Source organism: Aporhodopirellula sallentina SM41, from assembly GCF_000346505.1.
GTDB classification, from domain to species: Bacteria; Planctomycetota; Planctomycetia; order Pirellulales; family Pirellulaceae; genus Rhodopirellula; species Rhodopirellula sallentina.
This window is the reverse complement of sequence record NZ_ANOH01000360.1, coordinates 1-24,657: the sequence shown is the minus strand read 5'-3', so window position 1 is coordinate 24,657 and position 24,657 is coordinate 1. Positions and strand designations below refer to the sequence as shown.

The 24,657-nt window shown below is 58.1% G+C and carries 18 protein-coding genes; 8 read left to right on the top strand and 10 right to left on the bottom strand.

The window, feature by feature from the left end; translation table 11 throughout:
- Positions 1 to 16: 16 nt before the first annotated feature.
- Positions 17 to 595 carry an NYN domain-containing protein gene (locus RSSM_RS23595; RefSeq protein ID WP_008685363.1) on the bottom strand — a complete coding sequence of 193 codons (579 nt, stop codon included), beginning with the start codon at positions 593 to 595 and terminating at the stop codon, positions 17 to 19.
- Positions 596 to 796: 201 nt separating this feature from the next.
- Here RSSM_RS23595 and RSSM_RS23590 point away from each other — a divergent pair, with 201 nt between their 5' ends.
- Both RSSM_RS23590 and RSSM_RS34945 read left to right on the top strand, forming a co-directional pair.
- Positions 797 to 1,081, top strand: a complete 285-nt coding sequence (locus RSSM_RS23590) for a hypothetical protein (protein WP_236621338.1) — start codon at positions 797 to 799, stop codon at positions 1,079 to 1,081.
- A gap of 289 nt (positions 1,082 to 1,370) precedes the next feature.
- The gene (locus RSSM_RS34945) at positions 1,371 to 1,754 is read left to right on the top strand and encodes a hypothetical protein (protein ID WP_236621337.1); all 384 of its coding nucleotides are present in this window, start codon (positions 1,371 to 1,373) and stop codon (positions 1,752 to 1,754) included.
- A gap of 171 nt (positions 1,755 to 1,925) precedes the next feature.
- Here RSSM_RS34945 and RSSM_RS23580 read toward each other — a convergent pair whose 3' ends face one another.
- Positions 1,926 to 3,158 carry a hypothetical protein gene (locus RSSM_RS23580; protein ID WP_008685358.1) on the bottom strand — a complete coding sequence of 411 codons (1,233 nt, stop codon included), beginning with the start codon at positions 3,156 to 3,158 and terminating at the stop codon, positions 1,926 to 1,928.
- A gap of 624 nt (positions 3,159 to 3,782) precedes the next feature.
- On the opposite strand from RSSM_RS23580, the gene rho reads away from it, so the two are divergent.
- Positions 3,783 to 5,198 (top strand): transcription termination factor Rho, encoded by a 1,416-nt coding sequence (rho, locus tag RSSM_RS23575; RefSeq protein ID WP_008685356.1) that lies wholly within the window; start codon positions 3,783 to 3,785, stop codon positions 5,196 to 5,198.
- Between the two features lie 10 nt (positions 5,199 to 5,208).
- Here rho and RSSM_RS23570 read toward each other — a convergent pair whose 3' ends face one another.
- From RSSM_RS23570 to nadB, 3 genes are read right to left on the bottom strand one after another with little or no spacing between them, the layout of a single operon-like run.
- On the bottom strand, positions 5,209 to 6,078 hold the full coding sequence (locus RSSM_RS23570; RefSeq protein WP_008685355.1) for a class I SAM-dependent methyltransferase: 870 nt from the start codon (positions 6,076 to 6,078) through the stop codon (positions 5,209 to 5,211).
- Entirely contained in the window at positions 6,078 to 6,956 is an 879-nt protein-coding gene (gene purQ / locus RSSM_RS23565) for a phosphoribosylformylglycinamidine synthase I (protein ID WP_008685353.1), read from the bottom strand. The genes RSSM_RS23570 and purQ overlap by 1 nt, the downstream gene beginning before the upstream one ends.
- 60 nt (positions 6,957 to 7,016) lie before the next feature.
- A complete protein-coding gene (gene nadB, locus RSSM_RS23560; protein WP_008685351.1) occupies positions 7,017 to 8,693 on the bottom strand; it encodes an L-aspartate oxidase in 1,677 nt (558 codons plus the stop codon).
- A gap of 262 nt (positions 8,694 to 8,955) precedes the next feature.
- Between nadB and RSSM_RS23555 the strand changes: the two genes are divergently transcribed.
- Both RSSM_RS23555 and pssA read left to right on the top strand, forming a co-directional pair.
- Positions 8,956 to 9,762: a phosphatidylserine decarboxylase gene (locus tag RSSM_RS23555; protein WP_236621336.1), complete on the top strand. Its 807-nt coding sequence runs from the start codon at positions 8,956 to 8,958 to the stop codon at positions 9,760 to 9,762.
- Between the two features lie 5 nt (positions 9,763 to 9,767).
- Positions 9,768 to 10,721 carry a CDP-diacylglycerol--serine O-phosphatidyltransferase gene (gene pssA, locus RSSM_RS23550; protein WP_008685348.1) on the top strand — a complete coding sequence of 318 codons (954 nt, stop codon included), beginning with the start codon at positions 9,768 to 9,770 and terminating at the stop codon, positions 10,719 to 10,721.
- 99 nt (positions 10,722 to 10,820) lie between these two features.
- Here pssA and RSSM_RS23545 read toward each other — a convergent pair whose 3' ends face one another.
- From RSSM_RS23545 to RSSM_RS23525, 5 genes are all read right to left on the bottom strand, one after another.
- Positions 10,821 to 11,975, bottom strand: a complete 1,155-nt coding sequence (locus RSSM_RS23545; protein ID WP_085980022.1) for an iron-containing alcohol dehydrogenase — start codon at positions 11,973 to 11,975, stop codon at positions 10,821 to 10,823.
- A gap of 139 nt (positions 11,976 to 12,114) precedes the next feature.
- Complete coding sequence (locus RSSM_RS23540) at positions 12,115 to 14,655, bottom strand: glutamine amidotransferase (RefSeq protein ID WP_008685346.1); 2,541 nt, start codon at positions 14,653 to 14,655, stop codon at positions 12,115 to 12,117.
- Positions 14,655 to 17,453: a BatA domain-containing protein gene (locus RSSM_RS23535; protein ID WP_008685343.1), complete on the bottom strand. Its 2,799-nt coding sequence runs from the start codon at positions 17,451 to 17,453 to the stop codon at positions 14,655 to 14,657. The genes RSSM_RS23540 and RSSM_RS23535 overlap by 1 nt, the downstream gene beginning before the upstream one ends.
- The gene (locus RSSM_RS23530) at positions 17,450 to 18,244 is read right to left on the bottom strand and encodes an alpha/beta hydrolase (RefSeq protein ID WP_008685341.1); all 795 of its coding nucleotides are present in this window, start codon (positions 18,242 to 18,244) and stop codon (positions 17,450 to 17,452) included. The genes RSSM_RS23535 and RSSM_RS23530 overlap by 4 nt, the downstream gene beginning before the upstream one ends.
- Before the next feature lie 45 nt (positions 18,245 to 18,289).
- Complete coding sequence (locus tag RSSM_RS23525) at positions 18,290 to 20,347, bottom strand: sigma-54-dependent Fis family transcriptional regulator (protein WP_008685337.1); 2,058 nt, start codon at positions 20,345 to 20,347, stop codon at positions 18,290 to 18,292.
- A gap of 182 nt (positions 20,348 to 20,529) precedes the next feature.
- On the opposite strand from RSSM_RS23525, the gene RSSM_RS23520 reads away from it, so the two are divergent.
- From RSSM_RS23520 to RSSM_RS23510, 3 genes are all read left to right on the top strand, one after another.
- On the top strand, positions 20,530 to 21,357 hold the full coding sequence (locus RSSM_RS23520) for an enoyl-ACP reductase FabI (RefSeq protein WP_008685335.1): 828 nt from the start codon (positions 20,530 to 20,532) through the stop codon (positions 21,355 to 21,357).
- Between the two features lie 222 nt (positions 21,358 to 21,579).
- A complete protein-coding gene (topA, locus tag RSSM_RS23515) occupies positions 21,580 to 24,312 on the top strand; it encodes a type I DNA topoisomerase (RefSeq protein ID WP_008685333.1) in 2,733 nt (910 codons plus the stop codon).
- An 11-nt stretch (positions 24,313 to 24,323) separates the two neighbouring features.
- On the top strand, positions 24,324 to 24,657 hold a 334-nt coding region (locus RSSM_RS23510), incomplete at its 3' end, for a hypothetical protein (RefSeq protein WP_008685332.1).

The following is a 24,657-nucleotide window of genomic DNA, read 5'->3' as shown; positions in this document are numbered from 1 at the left end:
TTTGTTCAGGCCAGCCTCACTGGTGCTTTCTGATGAGATCCTCGAGTGCCTCGTCCGAAATTTGCGAAGCAATGTCGTCCGTTTGACGTGTTTTGCTGCGTTTGCGACTCGGCGATTTTGGGGGCAGTGGTGGCGAGTGGGTTGTGGTTGGGGAGTTTGGTTTCGGTTTGGGGCGATGCTTCAAAAGGACTCTTCCTTCGAGCAGTCGGTCCAGCCACTCGTCTGAGTCATAGACACCCGCCCTGCGTCGACGGCCCGCGGCTTGGACGCGATGATCGGATGAGACTACGGTGAGGTTTTTGGGGGTAGGGTGTGCCGAGATGATCTGTTCTAGGAGGTCGTCTGCTTCGGGAAAGTCGACGGCAAAGCGAACGTCGATTCCGTGATGGTTGTAACGATCAGGTTGATCTCGCGGGGCGTTCTTTGCATCGAAAACGACGCAGGTTCGTTCACGAACAGTTGGGTCTAGGTGATCGATCAACCGTTGCAGCAGACGGTGCCTTTCCGCGGCGAGCCAATCGGTTGTATCTCCACGGCCGGGGGCCGCCGCCGGTGCGATGACGTTGTAGCCGTCGATCAGGAGAGCGAGCGACACGGTGGGAACCTCCAGTTCAGGACCTGTTGCAGCAAGACACTACGTTGAAACCGCCATAATAACAGCAATCCAAAGAATCGGGACAAAGCATCATCTGCGGGCTGTATTGCGGAACGCGCCGGCGTTGTGACGAACTCAATACTGTCGTGTGAAACCGTCGGTCACCGCCCCATTTAGTTTGCCGGGAATCTCGAAATGGAAATGAATCGCAATCGTTACTTTCTCATCGGAGTACTGTTGCTGTTGTTGGGGTCGCAGTTCCGCATGATTGACTCTTTTGTTCTCAACGAACCGACAACACGTGCACTGGCGAATATGTCGCGAAAGGCAGCGGTTACTGAGGAAGATACCTTCAGTTCGTTCCTCATGCAGGTGCATCCGAAACCCACCAAACGCGTGCACCCACCCCGTTGGTTGGGGCTGGCGATGATCGCTGTTGGTAGCGTGGTGAGTCTTCATGCGATTGCGATTCCCCGCAATGGTTAGTTTCCGCAGAAGACTTAGTTTCGGCAGAAGAAGACGTCTTGCTTTGGCTGCGGGGCTCTTGCCGCTGGGGGCTGTCCTGGGATCGCTGGCGGTTGCTCTTCCCGGGTGGGCCCAATTTGGCGGCGGAGGAAACGCAACAACAGGATTCTCGCAAAACAGAGAATCGGATGCCGACACTCGCGACGGTGCGCCGACGAAACGGGCGATTCAGATCGTTCTACGCGAGGGCACGTATGTTGGTCCGATGCGCGGGCGATTTGTTGTTCGTGGCCAGAGATGGAGTTTCTTGGTGGAATCCGAAGCTCGCACGACCGGGATCGGTAAATCCGAGTGGGTCGAGGACGGTCTCGCACGCGAGATTCTGCCTGATCAGGACACTCTGTTGGGAAGGAATCGGAACTCGGGTGGGCCGGAGGAGTTGTCGGAGACTTCCGCAAACCGTTTGGGGCAACCCGATGCTGCCGTACCTCGCGCGACCGTGACCACGCCAGCGTTCGACTCGATGGTCGTGATTGAGAACCTGATGCTCGATCGGATTGCACGTGCGATCGATGAGGATCCGGAAGACGATTACTGGGTGATTACCGCGACCGTCACCGAGTTCCAGGATGAGAATCGTTTGATGCTGTTGACCGCGAAGCGGGCCAGGCGGCTGCGGCGGTCAACGCAGTAGTTCTCGGGCCAGGAAGTCTTGATCGTCAAGAGTCTTTGGCGGCCGGAAGTTGCGAATCGGAATTCGAAACGTGATTACTTGTTGCTAAGGTAAGTCTATCAACGCGAGTTGCCACCGTCTGATCATCTTATCGATCAGACGGTGGCGTTCCTCCGCCCTATCTCTTAATGCTTAGCGGTTCAGTTCGATGCCGAACGTGTAACCGACAGCGACGTAATGTTGATTTTGGTCGCCGGTTTCGATCGTCGGTGTCAACAACCCGCCGGTTTGTTCGGTCAGGTTGCGGCTCGATCGCCAGACCCCAGTCGCCAGGTCGATCAATTGCATACCGCATCGAACGTTGATCATCCTGGTGAGTTGGTAGCCGAGTTCTGCACGAGCGTCGAAGCCGAGCATGAACTCTTCGTTCTCTAGGAACTGTGCCGCGTTGGCAACGGTGATGTTTCGCACAACATCCGCTCCGGCATCGTTGCCGTCGTAGGTGACGGTGGTTTCACGACGTTGGCTGCGATAGCACTGCAGGTTGATACCGGTGAACCCGCGGAATTCTGCGGAGTAGCAGAAACGTCCTTGGTACTTGAAGTATCGGAAGCCGGCTTGCAGGGTGTAGATGTTGTTCTCGATCTCCGCGATGCTCTGTTCGAATATCTCGGTGTTTTCAAACTCGTCGCCGATCAGTGGCTGAACGTAAGGAGATGTGCCGAACGGGATACCGTCGATCTGTGGTTGACGCAGCACGGAGAGCGAGCCGCCATCGTCCGCGGTGATGACTCGGAAGCCGAGCATTGGCTCGAGAATCCCGCCATAGTGATACGGCTCCATCCGCCAAGTTTTGCTCAGTTCATAACTACGCATGTTCATTTGGTTGAGCGTTAGCCCAACGTCATAGAACCGACGTGAGTAGCCAATCACGTTGCCATCTTCCGAGAAAACCGGTAGTCCGAATCGGTTGTCGCCCAGGGCGAAGGTTGGTTCACCGTCGAGGTCCTCGTCGTTGATGCGGTTGAGTGCATCGACCTGCAGGCCGTCCTTTGCACCCGCCGAATTCTCGAGGAAGGTGAACAGCATCCCGGTGTCTTCGTCCGGCCGCATGTATCCGATTTCGTAACGATGGCCGCCACCGTAGTCGAGCTTGTTGCTGTCGTTGATGTCGTCGGTTTGCTCGGGACGTGACCCGTAGAGATGAATCCGATCGTACGTAGAGAACCATCCGGTATGAGCCCGTTTTTTGGGCTTCATGTCGAGGATGTCCGCATCGTAGATTGGCTCGAACCAATGAAAGTCTGGATCAAATGCGAATGGGTCCGCGGGCGGCAGATCATGATCTCCCGCCGATACGTTGACGCCTCCGGTTATCAATACCAGCAACATCGCCAATTTCGTCGTCAGCTTCCGTACCGACATCGTTATTCCACCGTCATGCTAGGAGTTGCTGCCAGCGCCCTGAGAATCAATCACGAACGTTTTCCGACGCGAATCGCGTTGGCAAACCTACGAGGTCGAATCTTCCCCGCGTGGCTGCGGGTCGCTTGAATCTGTCCGGTTATCCAAAAGGCAACACCAAAATGGTGTCGATTGGATATCGGGTTGTACCGGTAGTATCGGTCGCAGAGTCGGCCGAGGCTTAGCCGGAATCATGGATGAAACGGCAAATCCGCCAAAAACCTTAGAAGCCGGATCGTCGAGTCGGCTTTCCTATCTTGCCAAACGGTCGTTTTTCCCCGCACAAGACACAAGCATTACCAACGGAATGCCATCCAGGCCCCCCAAGGGCGTTTCGTCGTCCGCTCGACGCGTGATCAAGATTCGTACCTGACAATAGGATGCCGATTGGCTACACTGGGGCATTGTTCAGCACAGTGATCTTTGATCGCCGCGGCTGAACCCCTCCGCGACATCTCGTGTCTTTTCTCAAACGAGACGTCGTACATTCTCCTCTTCTCTCGCCCTCCCCGACCGGTTCTCCTTATCATGGAACCTCCCACCCCGCCCAGGTCGGCGCGCGACTCACGTCGCGGACCTCGTCGCATGCGCCACCCTGACCAAGCCGTCGATCAACGCGTTCGTGAACTCGATGCTGAACGCGATCCTCTTTCGCTGCCTGAGGAAATCGTCAGTGAAGTAACCAAGGCGGGAGGACGAGTCGGTATTCCTCATCCCGACGAGAATGCGTCACCGGTCAATCTCGTGCAACTGCAACAGATGTCGCACGCGGAGTTGCTCGCACTCGCCGAACGCGAAGGCTTGCAAGACGTCGGTGGTCTCGCCCGTCAGGAACTCGTCTTCCGTCTGATCAAGACGAAGATGAGTGCGAACGGTTTGATGTATGGCGAGGGCACTCTCGAAATCCTTCCGGATGGTTTTGGTTTCCTTCGCAGTGCGCAGTACCACTACCTGTCGTGTCCCGATGACATTTACGTATCGCCCAGTCAGATTCGGCGCTTCGGATTGCATACCGGCAGTCATGTCGCGGGTCAGATTCGGCCGCCGAAAGAAAACGAACGATACTTCGCGTTGCTGCGAATCGAAGCGATCAACCACGGCGAGCCGTCGCGACGCGGACGCCAGGTTCCGTTTGATGAGTTGACCCCGCTGCATCCGCGAACGCGCATCGTGATGGAGCATTCGGCTGGGGAGATGAGCACTCGGGTCGTCGACCTGTTCACCCCGATCGGGTTCGGTCAACGTGGTTTGATTGTCAGTCCGCCACGTGCGGGTAAGACCATCTTGATGCAGCAACTCGCGCACGGTGTGCTCGCGAACTACCCCGAAGCCTACGTCTTTGTGTTGCTGATTGATGAGCGGCCCGAAGAGGTTACCGAGATGGAACGTGAGATCAAATCGCATCAGTGCGAAGTGATCAGTAGCACGTTCGATGAGCCACCGGCTCGTCATATCCAGGTCGCCCAAATGGTCGTCGAGAAAGCCAAACGGATGGTGGAATCGGGAACCGATGTGGTGATCTTTTTAGATTCGATCACACGGCTGGCGCGTGCCTACAACAGCGACGCTGAATCGGCGACCGGCAAGATTCTGACCGGAGGGCTCGACGCGGGAGCGATGCAAAAACCCAAAGCCATCTTCGGTTCGGCGAGGAAAGTCGAAGAGGGAGGTTCGTTGACCATTCTTGCGACCGCTCTGGTGGATACGGGCAGCCGAATGGACGATGTCATCTTTGAAGAATTCAAAGGAACAGGCAATCTCGAGATTGTTCTCGACCAAGACCTCGTGCAGCGCCGGGTTTGGCCCGCGATTGATTTGTCGCGGAGTGGGACTCGGCGGGAGGAGATCTTGTTCGACGATGAGGAGTATCGCCGGATTCAAACTTTGCGGCGTTCGCTCGCGGAAATGTCCCCAACCGATGCGATGAAAACACTCACGAAGAAACTCGCCGCGACGCAGAACAACGTCGAGTTCTTGATGAGTTTCCCGCCTGACCCGTAGCGTTTTCGTTTCAGGCGTTGAGACGGAAAACGTACTCGTTGCAGCCCCAGCCGGAGCCGACCGTGCGGAGGTTTTCCAGCACGAAGCCATGTCGGCGAAGGGGCAAGACGATCGCTTCGGGCGAGGCGACTTCGAAGGGCAATCCGCCAACCCAATCAACCCAGTCGTGCCAGACGCTCATGCCGCGATCGTTGCGTTTGTTCTTCCAGTCTTTCAGTGGCAATGGGTTCTGTCCACGGGCGAGTCGCGCGACCGCGAATTTGGTTTCGTAGAATCCCGCGACTGCCGCAACGTAGATCGGGCGAACGAATGAGGGTATCAGGTGATAACCTTGTTTGATTCGCAGCCATCGACGGCTGCCACCGCCTTGATCGTTGTAGATCGCGATCGCTAGCCAGCCACCTGGGGCGACCCGCTCGGCGGCGGTTTCGATCGCTTTGTTCATCATTCCGGTGTGATGCAGCACGCCCCAGCTGTAGACAACGTCAAATTGGCCCAGTGATTCGATCGCGGAAGTGTCGAGCACCGAGAGGTGGTGGACGTCCCAGGCGACGTTCGCCGGGTTTTGATCCTGATCGACCGAAGCGATGAACTGATCACGTAACGTTTGGGTGCACGTGAAGCTATCGCGGTCGATATCCAGCGAAACCACGGACGCGCCGAGGGAAATGGCGGCTAGGGAAAACAGCCCGCTCCCTGAACCGATGTCGAGAAAGCGTTTTCCGGATAGCGGCTGTGGATCAGCCGCGTCGAGCAGGAGTAAATTGCGAAGTGAAGTGATCGCTTGCTCGATTCGTTCGGCATCGACCTGTTTGAGAAACGCGGACCAGTTCTTGCCGAACGCGAATCGAGTTTCGACGTGTGCGTCTGCGTCGGGCACTACGCGAACCACTGCACGGCGTTTCGGAACATCGTGAGCCCGTCACCGTGTTCGGGTTGTTCTTTTCGCCGCGTCCAAAACGGGTGCTGGGTCGCGTCGATATGTCGTTCGGGGTGTGGCATCAGGCCAAACACTCGGCCGGACGCATCGCACACACCGGCGACATTGGCGTCGCCTCCGTTCGGGTTGACCGGGAACGGAAGTGTTTCGGATTCGATCTGTCCGCTCTCGTCGCAGTACCGCAGAGCCAGACGCCCGGCCGATCGGAGTTGCTCCAACGCGTCCGCGTCGCGAGCAACGAACTTGCCTTCGGCGTGCGCCATTGGCAGGTACATTTGGTCGATGTCTTTCAGGAACACGCAAGGTGTTTGGTCGACCGCGAGGTGGACCCAGCGGTCTTCGAAACGCCCATGGTTGTTCCAGGTCAACGTGGCCGGCGGAGCAACGTGTCCGGCGTTCGCCGAGTCTGCGGTCCAACTCTGATCACTCGGGCTGGCGACACTGTCTTCGGAAGCGGCGTTGGCCAGTTGCGGTGTTTCGACTCCGTCGGTCAGCACTCCCAAACGCATCAGGACCTGCATCCCGTTGCAAATCCCCAGAACGAGATTGTCTCCGGCGTCGACGAAGTGGTGGATCATGTCGTCGAGATGGTGCCGCATGCGGGTGGCGAGAATCCGCCCCGCCGCGATGTCATCTCCGTAGCTGAAGCCACCGGGGATGCAGAGGATCTGATATCGCTTGTGCAGAGCGGGGTTTTCGGTCAGGCGACCGACGTGGACGCGCTCCGCCGACGCACCGGCCAGCTCAAACGCGTGGGCGGTTTCGACATCGCAATTGGTGCCGGGGGCGCGAAGAACGAGAACGCGGGGAGCGGCCATTTTCTGTGTACTGACGTTAGGGAATGAGATTGCGGGAAAAGACGTGAACTAGCAGAAAACTTAGTCGTTCGACGATTGCGGGGCAACGTGGTCGAATGTGGGGCGGGTGATCAGTTCGCCCCGCACCGGGTAGCCCCCGTCGACGTCAATTTGCTGTGTTTGATGGCATCGCCAGTTTTCGTTGTCGACTTCGGAATAGTCGCTGCGGAAATGCACGCCCCGGGACTCGCACCGTGCGAGTGCAGCGGAGGTCATCGCCGAGGCCGTCAGCAGTAGGTTTTGCAGTTCCCAGCCCTCGACGCTGTTGAATTGGTGTGACATCACGTACGCCGAGAAAGAACGGATTTGCTCGTTGGCTTGAGTGAGGCCGTCGGCATCACGTTGCACACCGACGAGCCGTCCCATCAAACTCTTCAGCGACACCCGAACATCTGCGATATCGAACGCCTGAGAATGTTCGCGAGCGGTTTGCTGGATTCGATAAGCGATCATTTTGTGTGGCCCCTCCGCCGCGGCCCGACTCGCCGCCTCGCCGGCGTGTGCCCCGTAGACGAGTCCCTCGAGCAAACTGTTACTAGCGAGCCGGTTGGCACCGTGCAGGCCTGAACTGGTCGCTTCGCCCGCCGCCCACAATCCGGGCAGGTTGGTGCGTCCCTGGCTGTCGACGGTGACCCCGCCGATCATGTAGTGCGCACCGGGACGAACAGGGATGCGATCGGTCGTGATATCGAGACCGAACTGTTTGCAGGTGGCTGCGATACCGGGAAACCGGCTGAGGACAAGTTTCGGATCGAGGTGAGCGAGGCTCAGGTAAACGCACGGGTGCGACGTGGCACTCATTTGGCTGACGATCGATTGGCTAACGATGTCACGGGGAGCCAGTTCTGCCCGGTCGTCGTAATTGGGCATAAAGCGATCCCCGTGCGAGTCCAACAGGTACGCTCCTTCCCCGCGGACAGCTTCGGTGATCAGCGACCGTGATGAACCGGCGATGTAGAGTACCGTGGGGTGAAACTGAATGAACTCCATGTCACGCAGTTGAACGCCGGCCCGATAGGCGATCGAGGTGCCGTCTCCGGTCGCGACCGAGGGGTTGGTGGATTCGCGGAACACCTGCCCGACTCCTCCGGTGCAAAGAATGGTTTCTTTGGCCCAAACCATTGTCGGTCGTTCGTTTTGGCCGACGATCACCGCGCCGCGGCAGCGACCTTCGAGAGTCAGGAGGTCGACCGTGAAGGCGTTTTCCCAAATGTCGATATTGGGGGCTTCACGGCTGCGATCGATCACCGCACGCATGACTTCCCGACCGGTCGCGTCGCCCATCGCGTGCACGATCCGCTCATGCGAATGTCCGCCTTCGCGACCCAGTGCGAGTTCACCGGCGTCGGTATCAAATTGAGTGCCCCAGCGGATGAGTTCCTCGATACGCCGAGGCCCTTCACGAACGACGCGGTCGACCACATCGCGGTCACACAGGTTAGCACCCGCGATCAAAGTGTCGCGAACGTGGTCGTCGAAACAGTCTTCTGGGTCGAGCACGCCGGCGATTCCGCCTTGTGCGTAGTTGCTGTTGGATTCTCGCAAATGGTCTTTGGTGACGACGAGCACTGAGAGGTTCGGTTCCACTGCATTTGCCGCCCGCAACCCTGCCAAACCGCCACCGATTACGAGGACATCGGTGAATCGGTGGATCGCCCGACGCGAGTCAAATGGTAGCAGATAGCGAGGTGTGATCATGTCTGTTGGAGCAATGGCAAATGGCGGACGTCTTATCGACAAAGGGATATTGTAGCCGCTACGCTTGTCCTCCATGAGCACCCCGACCGAATCCGTTATGCCGCCTCGATCAGATCGGTCGGAGATTGAGGCACTGCCGGCAATGGATCCGTCGATTAAGACGATTCAACCGGGGGGCGGTGTGATCATGTCTTTGGAACTCACGTGGGGGCGGCTACGCCGGGCTTATCTCAGGAGATTCCGTCCCCGTTACGTGGCCCGAATGGCCGATCGTCGACAGGGAGAGCGAGGCGATTTGGGCTTCGACCCGGTCGATTCTCGCGATATGAAGTATTACCGCAATCAGGGCAGCTACTGGTGGGCGGACGCCGATGATCCCTTTTTGTGGCGTGATGCTCTGCCGTTTGTTCGGGTGGGGCTGGCGGAACTGCTGATTCTAGGTGGCGCGTTTGTGTTGCTCAGTGTCTTGATGGGGCTGTTCTGGTGGCCGCTTTTTCTGCCGCCGCTGTTGGTGGCAATTCTGATCGTCTGTTTTTTTCGCAGTCCACGGCGTGTGATCGCGGACGAGGTCGGTGCGGTGGTCGCCCCCGCCGATGGGAAACTGTTGGAGATTGTTCGATATGACGATCCGGTCATCGGGCCGGCGACCCGATTTTGCATCTCTCTGTCAGTTTTTAACGTTCACGCCAATCGTGTTTCGTTGCCGGGGCGCGTTGTTGCGGTGCGATATCGACGTGGGAAATTTCTCAATGCCCTGCTTCCCCGGTCGGCCCGAGAGAACGAGAATCTGGATATCGAGTTGGAAAGCGGTGATCTGGATGGACGGATTATCCGGATTCGACAGATAACCGGGCAGTTTGCCAGGCGAATTGTCTGCTGGGCTCGCGTGGACGATGTTTTCGCGCGAGGTGAAATGTTCGGAATGATTAAGCTGGGGTCGCGAACGGAGTTGGTGATTCCGCACGACGAATCGCTTTCCATCGTGTCAAAGGTCGGTCAAAGAGTGTCGGCCGGTGCGACCGTCATTGCCCGTTACCAATCCGAAGTCTCTATTGATTCCGACGTCTGAATTGCATGAGTGAACTCAAACCACGGCCGCCCCTGTCCGAGTGGACCGACAGCGAGTCTGATCCGCAGGAATATGGCGATGATGGGGCCGAATTGGAACAGGACTTTGGCGAACCCGGCGGTCGTAGGCGACGTCGACGCAAACGCCCGCGGGGTGAGCGTCGGCGACTAACGCTCGCGGTATTGCCGACCGTGTTGACGCTCGGCAACGGCGTTTGCGGTTTGGCTGCGATCGCGATCGCTGTCAGTACCGATACTCTGGCGTGGGAACTCGAATCGAAACTGTTCGCCGCCGGACTGCTTATCTTTGGCGGAATGTTGTTTGATGCGTTGGACGGTTCCGCGGCGCGGTTGACCGGTCAGGCCAGCCAATTCGGTGCTGAGTTGGACAGTCTCTGTGATGCGGTCACGTTCGGTGTGGCGCCGGCGGTAATCGTGTGGCGAATCAGCGACGCGTTGCCCCAACGTTTGACATGGGCAATCGGCGTGTTGTTTGCCGTTTGCGTTCTGATTCGGTTGGCTCGGTTCAACGTAGAGACCACCGAAGATGACGACCACGAGGGTTTTGAAGGTTTACCGAGCCCAGCGGCCGCCGGTACGCTCGCCGCGTTCGCGATCGCGATTCCCGATCTAAAGGATTTTGCTACCGCAGAGAACTATCCCGAGTGGGTATGGCACGTCAGCGAGTGGTCGCTGATGGCGTCGCATTATTTCATTCCCGTGCTCGCGTTGATACTCGCGTTCCTGATGGTGTCGCGGTTCAGCTACCCTCACGTGTTCGCGCAGTTGGTGCGAGGCCGACGAGCACCGAACCAGATTGGTCAGGCGATGTTTGCCGTTGTCGGCATGTTCCTACTCCATTGGGTCGCGCTGCCCCTGGTTTTTTGCTACTACAGCTTTGGCTCCCCGCTGCGATCGCTCGCTCGCCAGTATCGAAAGCAGCCGCAAGCGAAGGCATAGTCCAGACGCCGTGTTGTGAGGCACGGTAAATGGCGAACACGGCAAATGGTGAACACGGTGAGTGTTCTTTTACCTCGAACGATCTTCCGGCAGATCTATCTACGCGACTTCGCGGTAGAGGGCTCTCGTGGTGTCTTCGTCCAGAGCGATCGGGTTGAACGTTCCCGTCCACTGCTGCAGCGCGTCTTCGACAAACAGTCCGATATCCGAGGATGGGATCGATAGTTCGTCGAGCGATGTTGCCAGACCGGCTGACTGCACCCATTCCTGAACGACATCGGCGAGTTGATCGGGGGCGTCCTGCGTGCGTACTTTGGATGCGGTTTCCGGATCGATCTCGCGGAGCAGTTCCATGTACCAATCTGCATGCTGCGTTCCGTTGAATCGGATCACCGCGGGCAGCATCAAGCCGACTGCCTGACCGTGAACAATGTTGTGTCGTGCGGTGAGTGGATTGGCGGTCGCGTGAGCGGCACCGAGCATCGACGTCTCTATCGCCATCCCCGCGAGCGACGCGCCCAATTGCATGTTGCCTCTCGCTTCGACGTCGTCGGGGGATGCGAGCACTCTCGCAAATGACGACGCCAACAGGCCAAAGGCGCGACGGCTGTAGGTGACCGAGATCGCGTTTCGCCTCCGAGTGACGTAGGTTTCCAACGCGTGCGAAATCGCATCAATGCCGGTCAAACTGGTAACACTTTGTGGCATCGTGAGCGTCAACTCGGGATCCAAGACGGCGATGCGGCATGCCGCGCGAGGATCACCGCACGCCATCTTCACATGCGTTTCTGCGTCACTGATCAACGCAAAACTTTGCGTCTCGCTGCCGGTACCTGCTGTCGTCGGAACAGCGATCATCGGCAACAGATCCGTGGTCGCCTTGCCCACGCCGTGGTAGTCATGGATCGAGCCGCCGCAACTGAAAACGAAGTTCATCCCTTTGCAGCAATCCAGGCTACTGCCGCCACCGAGTCCGATCAGCAAGTCAGGTTGAAAATCTGCGGCCGCGGCGACCCCCGCGTCCACCATCGTGGAAGTCGGGTTTTCGGCAAAATCATGGAAAGAGCCTACCTCGAAACCGGCACTGCGAAGATGACCGGCCACGCGATCGAAATGTCCTGCGTCGACAATTCCCGCGTCGCTGACCACCATGACGCGACGACCGCCGAGTGATCCGGCGAGTTCCGCAATCTTGTCAGACGAACCGGGGCCGAAAACTAAACGGGTCCGCGGTTGGATGTCAAAGGATGCCAGTGAAGAGGAGCCGATGGCGTCGACGTTTGTGGTCATATCATCTTTCTTCGAAGATCCGAAAACGAAAAACAGAGCGGCCGCAGTATTGTCGGACAGATCCAACGGGAGGTTGCACCAATAATGTCCAATCAGGAGGCGTTCACGCCAGCCCCCAGCGTCGACGGAGGGTCCACTCGGAGCATAGGCAACCGGCAAACAGGGCGAACAAGATCCAACCGCTGGCGGGATCATCACCGAGTCGCCACTTTTGGATGACCGCACGTTCAGCACGCCGGCGTTGGGCTGTGATTTGATCAACTAGTTTGTCTAATTGGTCAGGTCGGAACGCCGCGCCGCCTGATTCTTTCGTCATCGCCGCGATCCGTTCTAGCAGAGCGTGGTCTGCCGCGATGACCGATAATTCACGAGTATCGTCGACAATCTGAAACGGCAACTCCGCCGCGACGGTCGGATTCGACGTATTGCCCAGACGGACTCTCACGCGGTGGATGCCCGGTGGGAATGAGGAGACCGTCGCAGCGGGCGGTACATTATCGCTTTGGGAGTTATCGCTCGGGGAGGGCGAGGTGCCATCGTCGGGCAAATCGGACGCGTTGTTCGAACTTGGCATCTCGGTCGCTGCGCCAAAAATTTCGGCGTTTAGGATGGTCTCGCGTTGGTCACCGTTGATGCGGGTGTTGGCGGTGAGGTTCAATGGTCTTGTTTCACCAGATTCCAATACCACTTCCGCGGACCAATTTTCGGAACGAGTGGTAGTGTCGGGGCTGAGAGAAATGCTGCCGCTCAGCAGGCTGCTTTGCGATGTGCTGAATCGACGCCGCGTCATTTCCAACTGCAGTTCGTTGTCGCGGTCTTCTTCTCGCGAGAGCAGCCATAGCATGAGTTGACGCCAGAACCTGCGGTGGAATTCGCTCGCACCGCTGCGCCACCAGACCCATGTCGAATCAAAGGCGAGCGAGGCGACTCGTCCTTGTCCGTATTCGCCGACGACTAGCATCGGAGCTTCGTTTTCATCCTCCAGGAGCACTTGCACGCCTGGGTTCGTTTTGACGCCCGGCAACGCGTTGGCTCCAGGCATCGGCGGAAGTGTTGCCCAGTTTGCGTCTCTGCCCAATGTTTTGATGGTTGTGATCGGATGATTTCGCGAAGGTCGAAGCGTGATCGGGCCAGCAAGTTGACCTCGCAAACGGTTGTCGATTTCTCGGCCCGGCGGTATCGCGACTGAGCCATCCATTCGGACCGGAAGGACTTTGGCGAGCGGCGTGTCAGCGTAACCTCCCGCCCCGTAGGCTCGTTCGCCGCCGAGCGTCACCAACGCGGTGCCGGCAGCAACCGCGTCGGCCAACTGTTCGAGTTGTTTGTCGCCGATCGCCGCCGAGTGCAGGTCGCCGATGACGACGACATCGAATCGACCTGTCTGCAAGTCATCAGCGAGGCTCGCCGGCCAACGCGTGGCGGTGTCTCGTGGGATCCACCGGTACGTCAACTCCAAGTCAGGAAAGCGACGCAGGCCTCGGCGAAGGAAGGTCTGTTCGAGACGCGGGGTTCCTTCGAGATAGAGAACCCGGCCACCTCCCGGACGAACGTCGACAAAAGCGAGCTGGGAATCGTTCGACGCGTTCGGCTCGCCGGCGGGAGGACGGGCTCGAACAAACAGTTGATATTGCCCCGGATCCGGTGCAACGACTGGTATGCGAAATGCCTCCGTGTGGGAGGGTTGATCGCTGACCACGGTCCGTGTTGCCGCGGTGCGCGAAACTCCCGCGGCGTTGACCCAGTCCACCGTCAACGCAATCGGTACGCCCGGATAACCTTGGGTTTGGACTTCGAAAGAGATCTCCGTCTCATTGCCGGTGAACATCCGGTAGGTTTCCGGGAGCGATTGAACCGACACGTCTTGGATGCGATTGGTGTCCGCGCGTGGACCGAGTGCGACGGTCCATAAGGGGACACCAATTGCTGAGACGAGTCGAGCTGATGCGATCGGGTCACCCCCTTCGGTGGTCGGGTTTGTTTCGCTCGGTGAATCGGTCTGGTCTTTGGACTGCACGTCCGGGCCAGCGGTCTGTGTCCCGTCGCTTAACAACAGGATGCCCGCGAGCGGTGTGCCTCGCGATGCCGCAACGGCTGCGTCGAGTGGAGTCGACAAATCCGTGAGGACACCGGTAGGACGTAGTTGGTTTTTTACGCCGAGCGTCTGACGAAGGTCGCTCGCAGGGCCGCTCGCGATGGATTCACTGCGACGGTCGTAGCGGTACAAGGCGACGTTGAGTTGGTCGTCCAATTCGGTGAGCCGTTCGCCGAGCGTTGATAAAATCCTGTCCTGTTGCTGCCAACGAGTGTCCACGTCACTATTCGTCGCCGCGTCGCCATTTGCCGGTGACCCGGAATTCGCGAACGCGGCAGATTCGTCGCCGGACGCGAGTGTCATGCTGCGCGACGTATCCATGGCGATCGCGAGCGTTGCTGCGGCTGGTCGGTTGTCGGTTCGCACGACCGAGGGACGCAGCATCGTGAGCACCAATGCCAACGCGGCGAGCCCACGCAAAACCAACAGGATAAAACGTCGTTGCGGGGAGATACCTTTTGGCGTGATCACGAACAACAGCATCACAACGGCCGCTGTCAGCAGAACGCCGACCAGTCCCGAATCGTAAATCGGGTCGTAGCTCAATCGCATCACGCATCCTCCCGGTCACGAGCGCCGCGGTAGAACCGGTTGCTCAGCAGTTGTTCTGCCAAGAACACGATCACTACTAACAGAGTGAGTGGTGCGTGCAATGAGACCGCCGTCGACCCGCCTCCGCTGCCCGTCAGTGAAAGCGATTGGGAGTCACGCTGCAGAGACCAATTGCTGTCCCCAAACCACGCTCGCAGTGTTTCGATGGAAGTCGTTTCACCACGCGACCATTCAGGCGAAAGATTCGCGGAGAATCCGCTCCACAGATTCGTTCCTCGCAGGAAATAGGTGCCGGGAGTGTCCGTGTCACGAACCGTGATGTCGGAACGTGTCCACGGGATCGTGCGACCGGTGTTTTGCCCGGGTGAATACAGTTCGAGCGACGCGGGGAGTTCCGTGGCGCTCCCGTTAAACGTGTCTCGAGTTTCCTTCGCGACACCCCCGTTAAACCTCGTTGTCGATGCGGGGCTGATCGCGGTGGTGGAGGTGTCAGGCGTCACGACGGCGGTTTGCCCGGTGAGGATGGTCGCGTCGCGGCGATCGATTCCGGTCAAAAAAGCGGCGAGTCCGCGAACCGTCATGAACGCAGGCCACGCGTCGGAGGCAGAGAACAGTTCATTCCACTTTCGCGTTTTCTGCCCGAGAGCGGGAAGCGGCGTGGTCGTCACGGCGATCCTACCTTCGCCGAGTCGTCGGGTGAGTACCGCCGCCGGCGAATCGGCTGAGTTGTTCGACGCAGCGGCATAGCGAGCGAGTATCTCCCACGAAGAAGCGAGCGGTGCCGAGTCGGATTCGGAACCGGCGGGAAAATCTTCCGTTCCAACCTGCCAATAACGTTGCACGCGAAAGTCGCTCCAATTTGGCATGGAGGACGGACGCATCAAGGAGCTGAAAACCGGATGCGTTGGCGAGGAAATCCGCCAAAACGTTCCAGGGCTGGGGACTCGCCAAGAACGAACGAGCGGCGGGACTATCCAACGAGATGCAGTGTCCCCTTTTTGAGCCAAGCCCGGTTGGGCTTCGGTAAGGACCTCTGAGCCAGGGCCGAGGCTTACCATCAGGCCGCCACCTCTCGTGACGACCCCCGCGATTTGTTCGAGGATCGCCGAGCTGAGTCCTTCGTTGGTTCCCGCGATCTGCTTTTCGTTTTTCGAATACCGCAGTGGAGGATCGATCAACGCAACCATGTCGAAGGTTTTCCAATTGACCGCAGCTAGATCACGATAGACGACCGTTTGGACTCGATAGCTCGCTGATTCATCTCCCGGTGAATGTGGAGCTGTCATCGCGGTAGCGAGAACTCTGGTTTCGTCTGCGTCATCGCCGACAATCAAAACGTTCGGTGGTTCGGGTAGGTCAATCGTGAGAAAACGCCAGTTGTCCCACATGAATCGATCGTCACCGACCAATTCGATGACCGCGTGGTGCGTGCCGCGTGCCAGGGGCGGGAGTGTCAGGATTACTTCATCGCGGAAATTCGTTCCCGATCCGGAAAGTTGAATCGAAGCACGATCGACCGATCGAAGCGGAGGTAAAACGAGATTCCCGTCCCGTACTACAGGCAATGAAGGATCGCGTTGATAAAGGCTCATTTGCACCGTGGCGGTGAAACCTTTGGCGTCGATCGCTGTACCACCGCCTGCGCCGGAGGGGGCGCCCGTCGGTGACTCTCGCCACATGCCGACATCGAATCGAATCGGAATCGCCACGCCGGGTGACGGGGCCACGTCGGCGACTTGGGGCGGCGAGAGCCAAGGGTTGATCGCGGGGAGTTCTGTTCCGGTTCGTTGGGCTTTATCTGCAGTGCTCGCTGTGTCGCTCGAACCGAGCACTGATGTTTCGTGAACGTTGAGAACATGGATCGGAACGTCTTCGTGATTGCTAGGTCTCAGTGGCGATCGTTCGATCGTTTCGGGGATGTCGTTTTCCCATGTCGGGCGAGCCAGATCGGAAATCACGACCACGTGACGTTCACCCAAATCGCTCGTCCGGACCAGTTCGATCGCCGAGCGAGTTCGATCCGTGATCGACATTGGCGACGCGATCGGTTTGAGTTGGGCAATTCGCGAACGGGCTGCGGCGAGATCGAGAGAGAACCCTGCCGGCGATGTTGAGCGATCGATGATTGCCACGCGGCTCCCCGAAGGCAGACGGTCGATGATTTCTCTCGCGTGACTCTTTACGGTTGAAAGCCGAGTTCCCGCAGACGTCGACGTGAAGAGAGTGTTTAACGTGTCGGTAGAGGAACCGCTGCTAGATTCCGCGTCGGACTCCTCCACTCGAAATCCGCCCGCCGAGGTCCACGCTGAGGCCGGTGAGTTGTCGATCACGAGTGCGAGAGCGAGCGGTCGATTGTTTGCGAATTCCGGTTTCCGCCCTGTCGCGATCGCGCGGACCGCGCCGATGCCGGTCACCAATGCCAACAGAACACCGACGGCAAGCAAGGACCAGGCAAGACGACGGCCCAGTCCCTTCGAGAATGCGACCGACGCCAGTATCAGAAGTGCGAGCGTTGCCAACGCGACCAACCCGACGGTGGTCCAGGCCGATGACATCGCCGAATCGATGTGGGGTCGCGCGAGCACGAGGGCGAAGACGATCAGCGCAATGATCCTCAACGCGAGCAACCACCAACGCCGGATCCGTAATCGGCTGGTCTGCGTCGTTAACTGACGCTGCAAGAACGCAACGCTCGGAAAGACAACGCGACGGGGTGGTTGACGTGCGAGCAAATGCAGTGCGACGGGAATCCCTGCCGCCAATGTCCCTATCAGCAACGTCGCACTGAGAAAGCTCATTGCTGAGTCGCGACCGCCAGTAAGCGTAGCCGTTCCACCAAACGAAACAGTGTATCGGTTTCGATCGTGTGTGGCCCTTGAAATGCCATGAACTCGACTTCCGCGTGGCCTTCCCGCAGCATGTCACGCAGCGCCTCGGCGCTGGAGAATGGCAGGATCGGATCTATCTTCCCGTGTGACTGCAGCACATGGGTGTCTTTGAGGCGATCGAGTTTTTCCTTCCACAACGATTCACACACCAACGTGCCGGAGAACTGCACGAGGATGTTTGGCGGACGGACATCACCTCGCAGTGCCAAGTCCATGGTCAGCATCGCTCCCTGCGAGAAACCGCCCAGCACGTAAGGCGTATCGTCGGGGGTTTCCGCGAGAATTTTCGTGACCGTCTCGCCCAGGGCTGCGCGGGCTTCGTCGATGCCCGGCGGGACTTGGTCGTGCAGTTCATCGAAGCGATTGGTTTGCAGCAATTCCTGCAAAGCCATCATGTTGAGCGACCACCAGGCACGGCCTTCGGGCATGCCGAGCTCGGAGAGGTCATGGGGCGCTTCGGGGTAAATGAATCGAAGAGCGGCGGAGTCGCGACCGATCCATTCGATCAGGTGCGGGGTCAGCGAAGCGAGATCGTCGCCCGGTGCCCCGTACCCGTGACATAAGATGACCGGGATGTGCGCGTCAGCCGATCCGTCGACGACGATGCAGCGGAGAGAACCGATTGTTTCGACACGAGGCTGTGCCGCGTAGCCGTCGGCGGAATAGTTGGGGCCGTCGGCGGGATAGTTGGGATTGTTCATCCCATTAGGTTACGCGAAAAGAGACCGACATTGCCAGACGCCTCGTCATTCGGACGTTGACATTCCCAATTGACGCATCTTGCGGTACAGATTCGAACGATGCAGGCCGAGTTTGCTGGCCGCCTCGGTCATGTTTCCCCCACACGCCATGATCGCTGCTTCCACGTGAGCGACTTGGAACTCCCGGGTTGCTTCGTTGAGGTTGATGATCGTGCCACCGGAAGTGTGCTTCATCGAGCCGGCGGGGAATTGCGGCATATCCCCCTCGACGGGCCGGAGCATCAAATCTTCCTCGTGGATCGTGTCGCTCGTGGTGAGATAGCAAACACGTTCGATCGTGTTGCGCAGTTCACGGACGTTTCCTGGCCATGGATGCATGATCATCGCGCGACGTGAGGTTTCGTCGAATTTCGGAACCACGCGTCCGATCTGCCGGCAAAAATGCTCGAGGAAGTGTTCTGCCAGCAACATGACATCGCTGCCGCGGCTAGCCAGCGGTGGGAGGGTTAGCGAAACCACGTTGAGCCGGAAGAACAAATCCTCGCGGAACCGTTTGGCTGCAATCAAATCCTGCAGCGGTTGATTGGTCGCGGCGATCACTCGCGTGTCGACCGGTATCGGTTGCGAACCGCCGACACGAACGACGACGCGCTCTTCCAACACTCGTAACAATTTGGCTTGGCCACCGGGACTCATGTCGCCGACTTCGTCTAGGAAGAGAGTGCCGCCGTGGGCGAGTTCGAACTTGCCTTGCCTCGTACTCGACGCATCGGTGTAGGCGCCTTTCTCATGCCCGAACAACTCGCTCTCGAGCAACGATTCGACCAGGGCGGCGCAGTTGACGGCAACAAACGGTCCGTTTCTGCGATCGCTTTGATAGTGAATGTGCTGCGCCAAAACTTCTTTGCCGGTCCCGTTTTGACCTAGGATCAGCACGCTCAAATCGGTCGGGGCAACCTTGGTCGCGTTGGTTCGGATCTCGCGAATCAGTTCGTGGTTGCCGATCAACGGATTCGAGGCGGCGGCTTGTGACACCAAACGGTCTCGCGTGCGGGTCAGGTTCACCCTGGTTCGTTGCGAATCGATTGCGACAACAGCGTGAAGGGCGAGTTCCGTCAACGTGCGTACGTCGGCGGAGTCAAATGCTCCTTCGCGATGGTCACCGGGTTTCGCGTTGATCGCCTCAAACACGCCGATGACTTGGCCGCGGGAGTTCACCATCGGCACGGCTAGAAGAGAATGCGTGTTGAAGTTTTGTGCTTGGTCGATCCGTCGGTTGACGCGTCCGCCATCGTTTCCTCCGGCCGACCACCAACGCGGGCTTTGGCTCTGCAACACCTCGCCAACGATCCCGGCGTTGTCCTCCACTTCGAGCACTCCGCCTTCGATTCCGATGGCGGGACGACCGATCAACCGACGGCGAGATTTGTCCCAAAGGAAGATGGTAGCCCGATCGCACGACAGCACCTCGCAGGCGCACGTGGCCACCGATTCGAGCAACTCATCATCGTCGTCGAGTTGTTGCCACTGGGCCGCGTTTTGCAGCATGGTCGACGTCTGCCACAACCGACGGGTGTCGTTTTGGCGATCGCGATGCAGCACTAAAAAACGACCGAGTGTCACCGCGAGGGTTCGCAGCAGAGCCGCGGAAGCGGGCTGCCCGCCGATTGAAAGCAGCATTGCCAGGTTGGGCGCTCCCGGAACAACGCAGTCGGATCCGCCTGCATCGTCCGACCGGGTGACCTGAGAATCGCCGCCGGTATGTTTTGCTGTCGCTCGGTTGGATTGATTGCCCGTGATCGACTCTTGGACGCCCAGCAAGTTGACCGCCACCGCGGCGAACTCGTTTTCCTTGACCACTTCGCCCTGGGCGATCGCTTCGCTCGCCAGTGCGTGGGCGCTGTCGAATTCATCGCCCGTCCAGAAACTGGTTTCCCAACGATCCTTGTTTTGACTGACAACGCCACAGCGGATTGTGCCCAAATTGTCCGCGTTGGCTCCGGCAAGCAGACCGAGCAGGAGAGGCATCTTCTGGACGATGATCTCGTCGTCGGTGAGCTGACCTCTCGGTGCCGAACTGGCTTGAATGACAGGCGATGACATGTGGGGCCCCTGTGAGTTCTCGCAATTGTTGCTGCTACTGTATTGGGCGGAAGGTGATCCGATCACGGTAAATTCCAAAATCGAGCCGCAAGGATGCCTTGTGAGGGTGGACGCGTGTGACGATGATGGTCGCCCCAACAGCAAGACCCCCGACAGAAAACAACCGTTTGAAAAGGTAAAATATGCAATTTGAAGGTAAAAAAGGACTCATCGTCGGTGTTGCCAATGATCATTCGATCGCTTGGGCAATCGCTCAGCAGATCCTGGAAAACGGCGGCAAATGCGGGTTCACGCACCTTCCAGACCGACCTGACGATGAAAAGAAAAAAAATCGTCGCCGGGTCGCAAAACTGACTGATCAATATGATGGCGCCGAATTCCTCCTACCTATGGACGCGAATAATGATGATGACATCCGCACTGTGATGGAGCACACCGAGAAAACTTTCGGGAAGATTGATTTCTTGTTGCACTCGATCGCGTTTGCTGATCGGGAGGACCTCGGACGTGAAACAATGCACACTTCTCGAAACGGGTTCAAAATCGCGATGGAAGCCAGCGTTTTCTCGCTGATGGCGGTCACCGCGGCGGCGGAACCGATCCTCAGCCCTGGCGGATCTGTTCTGACCATGACGTACTACGGCGGGGAAAAATGTGTCCCTGGTTACAATGTCATGGGAGTCTGCAAAGCCGCCTTGGAAGCCGCGATGCGTTACCTCGCGTTCGATATGGGCGCCCGCAATGTACGGGTCAACGCACTTTCTGCCGGGCCGATCCGAACGCTCGCTGGTCGTGCTGCGGGCGTTGAAGACATGCTGAAGATGTATGAACACATGGCGCCACTGGGACGCAATGTGACCCACGAAGAAGTCGGCCGCACCGGTGCGTTTTTGCTGAGCGACGACAGCAACGGGATCACCGGCGAGATTCTGCACGTCGACGGTGGCTACAACGCGATGGGCAGCCCCGGGCGTTTGCTCGACGAAATCAAGAAAGCCCAAGAATCTTGATTTCGGGTGGGGTTTGCCTCCGCCGCCAAAGCTGCGTAATTTGCCTTCGCGAGAGCGTGTATCAACTCGCTGGCTCGGTTTTGGGGAGGCGGGGCGATGTGAACAGGATGCGGCGTCGGTTCGTCACCTCATGTTGACGTCTGCGAAAGTTTCCGTCACAACGCCTCAATTCACATTTTTGCTTTTCGCCTCGTCCTCTTTTCCCAAACGCCCCGCCCATTCATGGCTAAATCGACCAGCAAGAGTTTGGTAATCGTCGAATCGCCCGCAAAAGCCCGTACGATTTCGAAGTTTTTGGGCAGCGGATACCAGGTCGAAGCCAGTGTCGGACACGTCCGAGATTTGCCCGGTGGCACCAAGGACATTCCGAAAAAGTACAAAAAGGAGCCCTGGGCGTACCTCGGGGTGAACGTCGAAAAGGACTTCGAACCGGTCTACATTGTCCCTGCGGACAAGAAGAAACAGGTCGACAAGCTCAAAGACGCACTGAAAGAAGCCGACAGCCTCTATCTCGCGACCGATGAAGACCGCGAGGGAGAAGCGATCAGTTGGCACCTTTACGAATTGCTCAAACCGTCCGTTCCGGTTCACCGTTTGGTGTTCCACGAGATCACCAAGGACGCGATCGAGCATGCTCTCGAAACACCCCGCGAGATCGATGACGGTCTCGTGCGTGCCCAGGAAACACGTCGTATTCTCGATCGGCTCTACGGCTACGATGTTTCGCAGTTGTTGTGGCGGAAGGTCGGCCCGGGACTGTCGGCCGGTCGCGTTCAGAGCGTCGCTGTTCGCCTGATCGTCCAACGCGAACGCGAGCGGATCGCCTTCCACGACGCGACGTATTGGGATCTCGAGGCGATCTTCACAACCAAGGACGGCGACTCATTGCCGGCCACGTTGAGTTTGGTTTCGGGACGCAAAATTCCGAGCGGCAAAGATTTCGATCCAGACACCGGGAAGCTGATCAATCCCGAGCTGTTGCAAATGGACGAACAGGCCGCCAGGGATCTGGCCCAGCGTCTGCAAGGGACGGACTTCCAAGTAACCAAAGTCGAAGTCAAGCCGTTCGTCGAACGTCCCAAGGCTCCGTTCACGACGAGTACGTTGCAGCAGGAGGCGAACCGCAAACTCGGCATGACGGCTCGACGCTGCATGCAGGCCGCACAACGACTCTACGAAAACGGTTACATCACCTACATGCGGACCGACTCGACGACGTTGTCGAAAGAGGCGGTCGGTGCGGCTCGCGATTTGGTGCGAACCGAATACGGCGAGCAATTCTTGCACGACAGCGTGCGGACGTACAAAGGGAAAGTCAAAAACGCCCAAGAGGCTCACGAAGCCATTCGCCCGGCGGGGACTCCCTTCCGCGTTCCCGCGGCAGTCCAATCCGAACTCGATCGCGACCAATTCCGGCTGTTCGAATTGATTTGGAAGCGAACGGTCGCTTGCCAGATGGCCGATGCGAAGAAACAACGCATCAGCGTGACGATCGAAGGTGGCGATTGCACGTTCACCGCATCGGGGACAAGCATTCTTTTCGAGGGTTTCCTGCGGGCCTACGTCGAAGGCAGCGATGACCCAGAAGCGGAACTCGCTGACAAAGAACGCCTGTTGCCATCGGTCGTCGAAACCGACCCGCTGAGCGTTGCCGATATGGATCCGAAGAGCCACACGACGCAGCCGCCGGCACGTTTTAGCGAGGCATCGTTGACCCGGACGCTCGAAGAAAAGGGCATCGGCCGGCCGAGTACTTACGCGTCGATCATTGAAACGATTCAGAAACGCGATTACGTCTACAAAAAAGGCAGCGCCCTGGTGCCGAGTTGGACGGCGTTCAGTGTGATCCGGTTGATGGAAACGCACTTCGAATCGCTGGTCGACTACGATTTCACCGCCCAAATGGAAGACTTCCTCGACACGATTAGTCGCCAGGAAGCCGAAGCCCTCGAGTATCTCAAAGGTTTCTACTTCGGCGACGAGGAGGGACTCGACTTCCCCGCCGATCACAAAGCGGCGGTTGGTCTGAAGAAGCGACTCGAAGAGAAAATCGAGGAAATCGATCCACGGGTCACGGCCATGTTCTCGCTCGGGTTTCCCACCGAGGGCGAACACCGCGAAGAGGTCTTCGTCCGCGTCGGCAAGTATGGACCGTTTCTCGAGCAAGGCGATCGGAAGGCATCGATTCTCGATGGGATGGCTCCCGATGAAATGACGCTCGAAAAAGCGATGGAGCTTTTCGAAGCTGCCGCGCGAGAAGACGAACCTCTCGGTGTGCATCCCGAAACCGGCAAGAACGTATACATCAAGGCCGGCCGATTCGGACAGTACATCCAACTCGGTGAAAAGGACGATGAAGAGAAACGCAACCAGTCGATTCCCAAGAGCATCGCACCGGAAGATGTTAATTTCGAAATCGCGTGCAAACTGCTCGAACTGCCTCGCAACCTCGGAAACAACCCGGAAAACGACCAGCCGATTATGGCGCACGACGGTCGATATGGGCCGTATGTGAAATGCGAGAAGGAAACCCGTTCGCTGCCCGCAGGCATGTCACCGCTCGAAGTGACGTTTGATGAAGCGATCGAATTGCTCAAGCAGCCCAAGACGCGTGGCCGTGCGGCGCCGAAAGAACCGATCGTCAAGTTCGAGAAGAAGAGCCCGGTCACCGACCAAGAGGTGAAGATTCTCGAAGGACGCTTTGGCCCGTACGCGACCGACGGTGAAACCAACGCTTCGATCCCGCGAGGAACGAACGCGAAGGAAGTGACCTTCGAAGCCGCATTGGATCTTCTCGCCGAACGAGCCGCGAAGGGCCCGTCGAAGAAGAAGAAAAAGAAGAAGGCGGTGAAGAAGAAGAAGGCTGCTAAAAAGAAGACGGCCAAGAAGAAAACCGTCAAGAAAAAGGCCGCTAAAAAAGCGACCAAGAAAAAAGGCATCATTAAGAAGTCTTAGGGCGAACCCGCATGCGTTTCTCAACCGAAGAGGTCCGGCTCGCTCACGAACTCAAAGCGGCCGGCCTGCCGTGGCAACCTCAGCCCGGACACTATGTGTGGGACGGTGAGCCACTGATCGAACATGACTCGCCGTTTCATGATCGGGTGTTCTTTATCCTCGATCTGAAGCATTTCCTTCGGCGCAGTGAAACGATGGAGCGGTTGGTCGAATCAATGGTTTGGTTGCCGACGTGGCAGCAATGCCGTGATCTGCTGCGAGAACGTGGTGTCTCAAACAACGCGATCATTGAACGTCTGCAAGAAACCGATGCGTTTGACGTCCGGGACCGAACGCCTGGAACTC

Bases quoted from the DNA above. Each gene is read 5' to 3' on its own strand.
- RSSM_RS23580 (WP_008685358.1), bottom strand. From the start codon at position 3,158: ATGTCGGTACGGAAGCTGACGACGAAATTGGCGATGTTGCTGGTATTG.
- purQ (WP_008685353.1), bottom strand. From the start codon at position 6,956: ATGGCCGCTCCCCGCGTTCTCGTTCTTCGCGCCCCCGGCACCAATTGC.
- pssA (WP_008685348.1), top strand. From the start codon at position 9,768: ATGAGTGAACTCAAACCACGGCCGCCCCTGTCCGAGTGGACCGACAGC.
- RSSM_RS23540 (WP_008685346.1), bottom strand. From the start codon at position 14,655: ATGCGATTGAGCTACGACCCGATTTACGATTCGGGACTGGTCGGCGTT.
- RSSM_RS23520 (WP_008685335.1), top strand. From the start codon at position 20,530: ATGCAATTTGAAGGTAAAAAAGGACTCATCGTCGGTGTTGCCAATGAT.
- nadB (WP_008685351.1), bottom strand. From the start codon at position 8,693: ATGATCACACCTCGCTATCTGCTACCATTTGACTCGCGTCGGGCGATC.
- RSSM_RS23535 (WP_008685343.1), bottom strand. From the start codon at position 17,453: ATGAGCTTTCTCAGTGCGACGTTGCTGATAGGGACATTGGCGGCAGGG.
- RSSM_RS23590 (WP_236621338.1), top strand. From the start codon at position 797: ATGAATCGCAATCGTTACTTTCTCATCGGAGTACTGTTGCTGTTGTTG.
- RSSM_RS23525 (WP_008685337.1), bottom strand. From the start codon at position 20,347: ATGTCATCGCCTGTCATTCAAGCCAGTTCGGCACCGAGAGGTCAGCTC.
- rho (WP_008685356.1), top strand. From the start codon at position 3,783: ATGCGCCACCCTGACCAAGCCGTCGATCAACGCGTTCGTGAACTCGAT.
- topA (WP_008685333.1), top strand. From the start codon at position 21,580: ATGGCTAAATCGACCAGCAAGAGTTTGGTAATCGTCGAATCGCCCGCA.
- RSSM_RS23530 (WP_008685341.1), bottom strand. From the start codon at position 18,244: ATGAACAATCCCAACTATCCCGCCGACGGCCCCAACTATTCCGCCGAC.
- RSSM_RS23555 (WP_236621336.1), top strand. From the start codon at position 8,956: ATGGCCGATCGTCGACAGGGAGAGCGAGGCGATTTGGGCTTCGACCCG.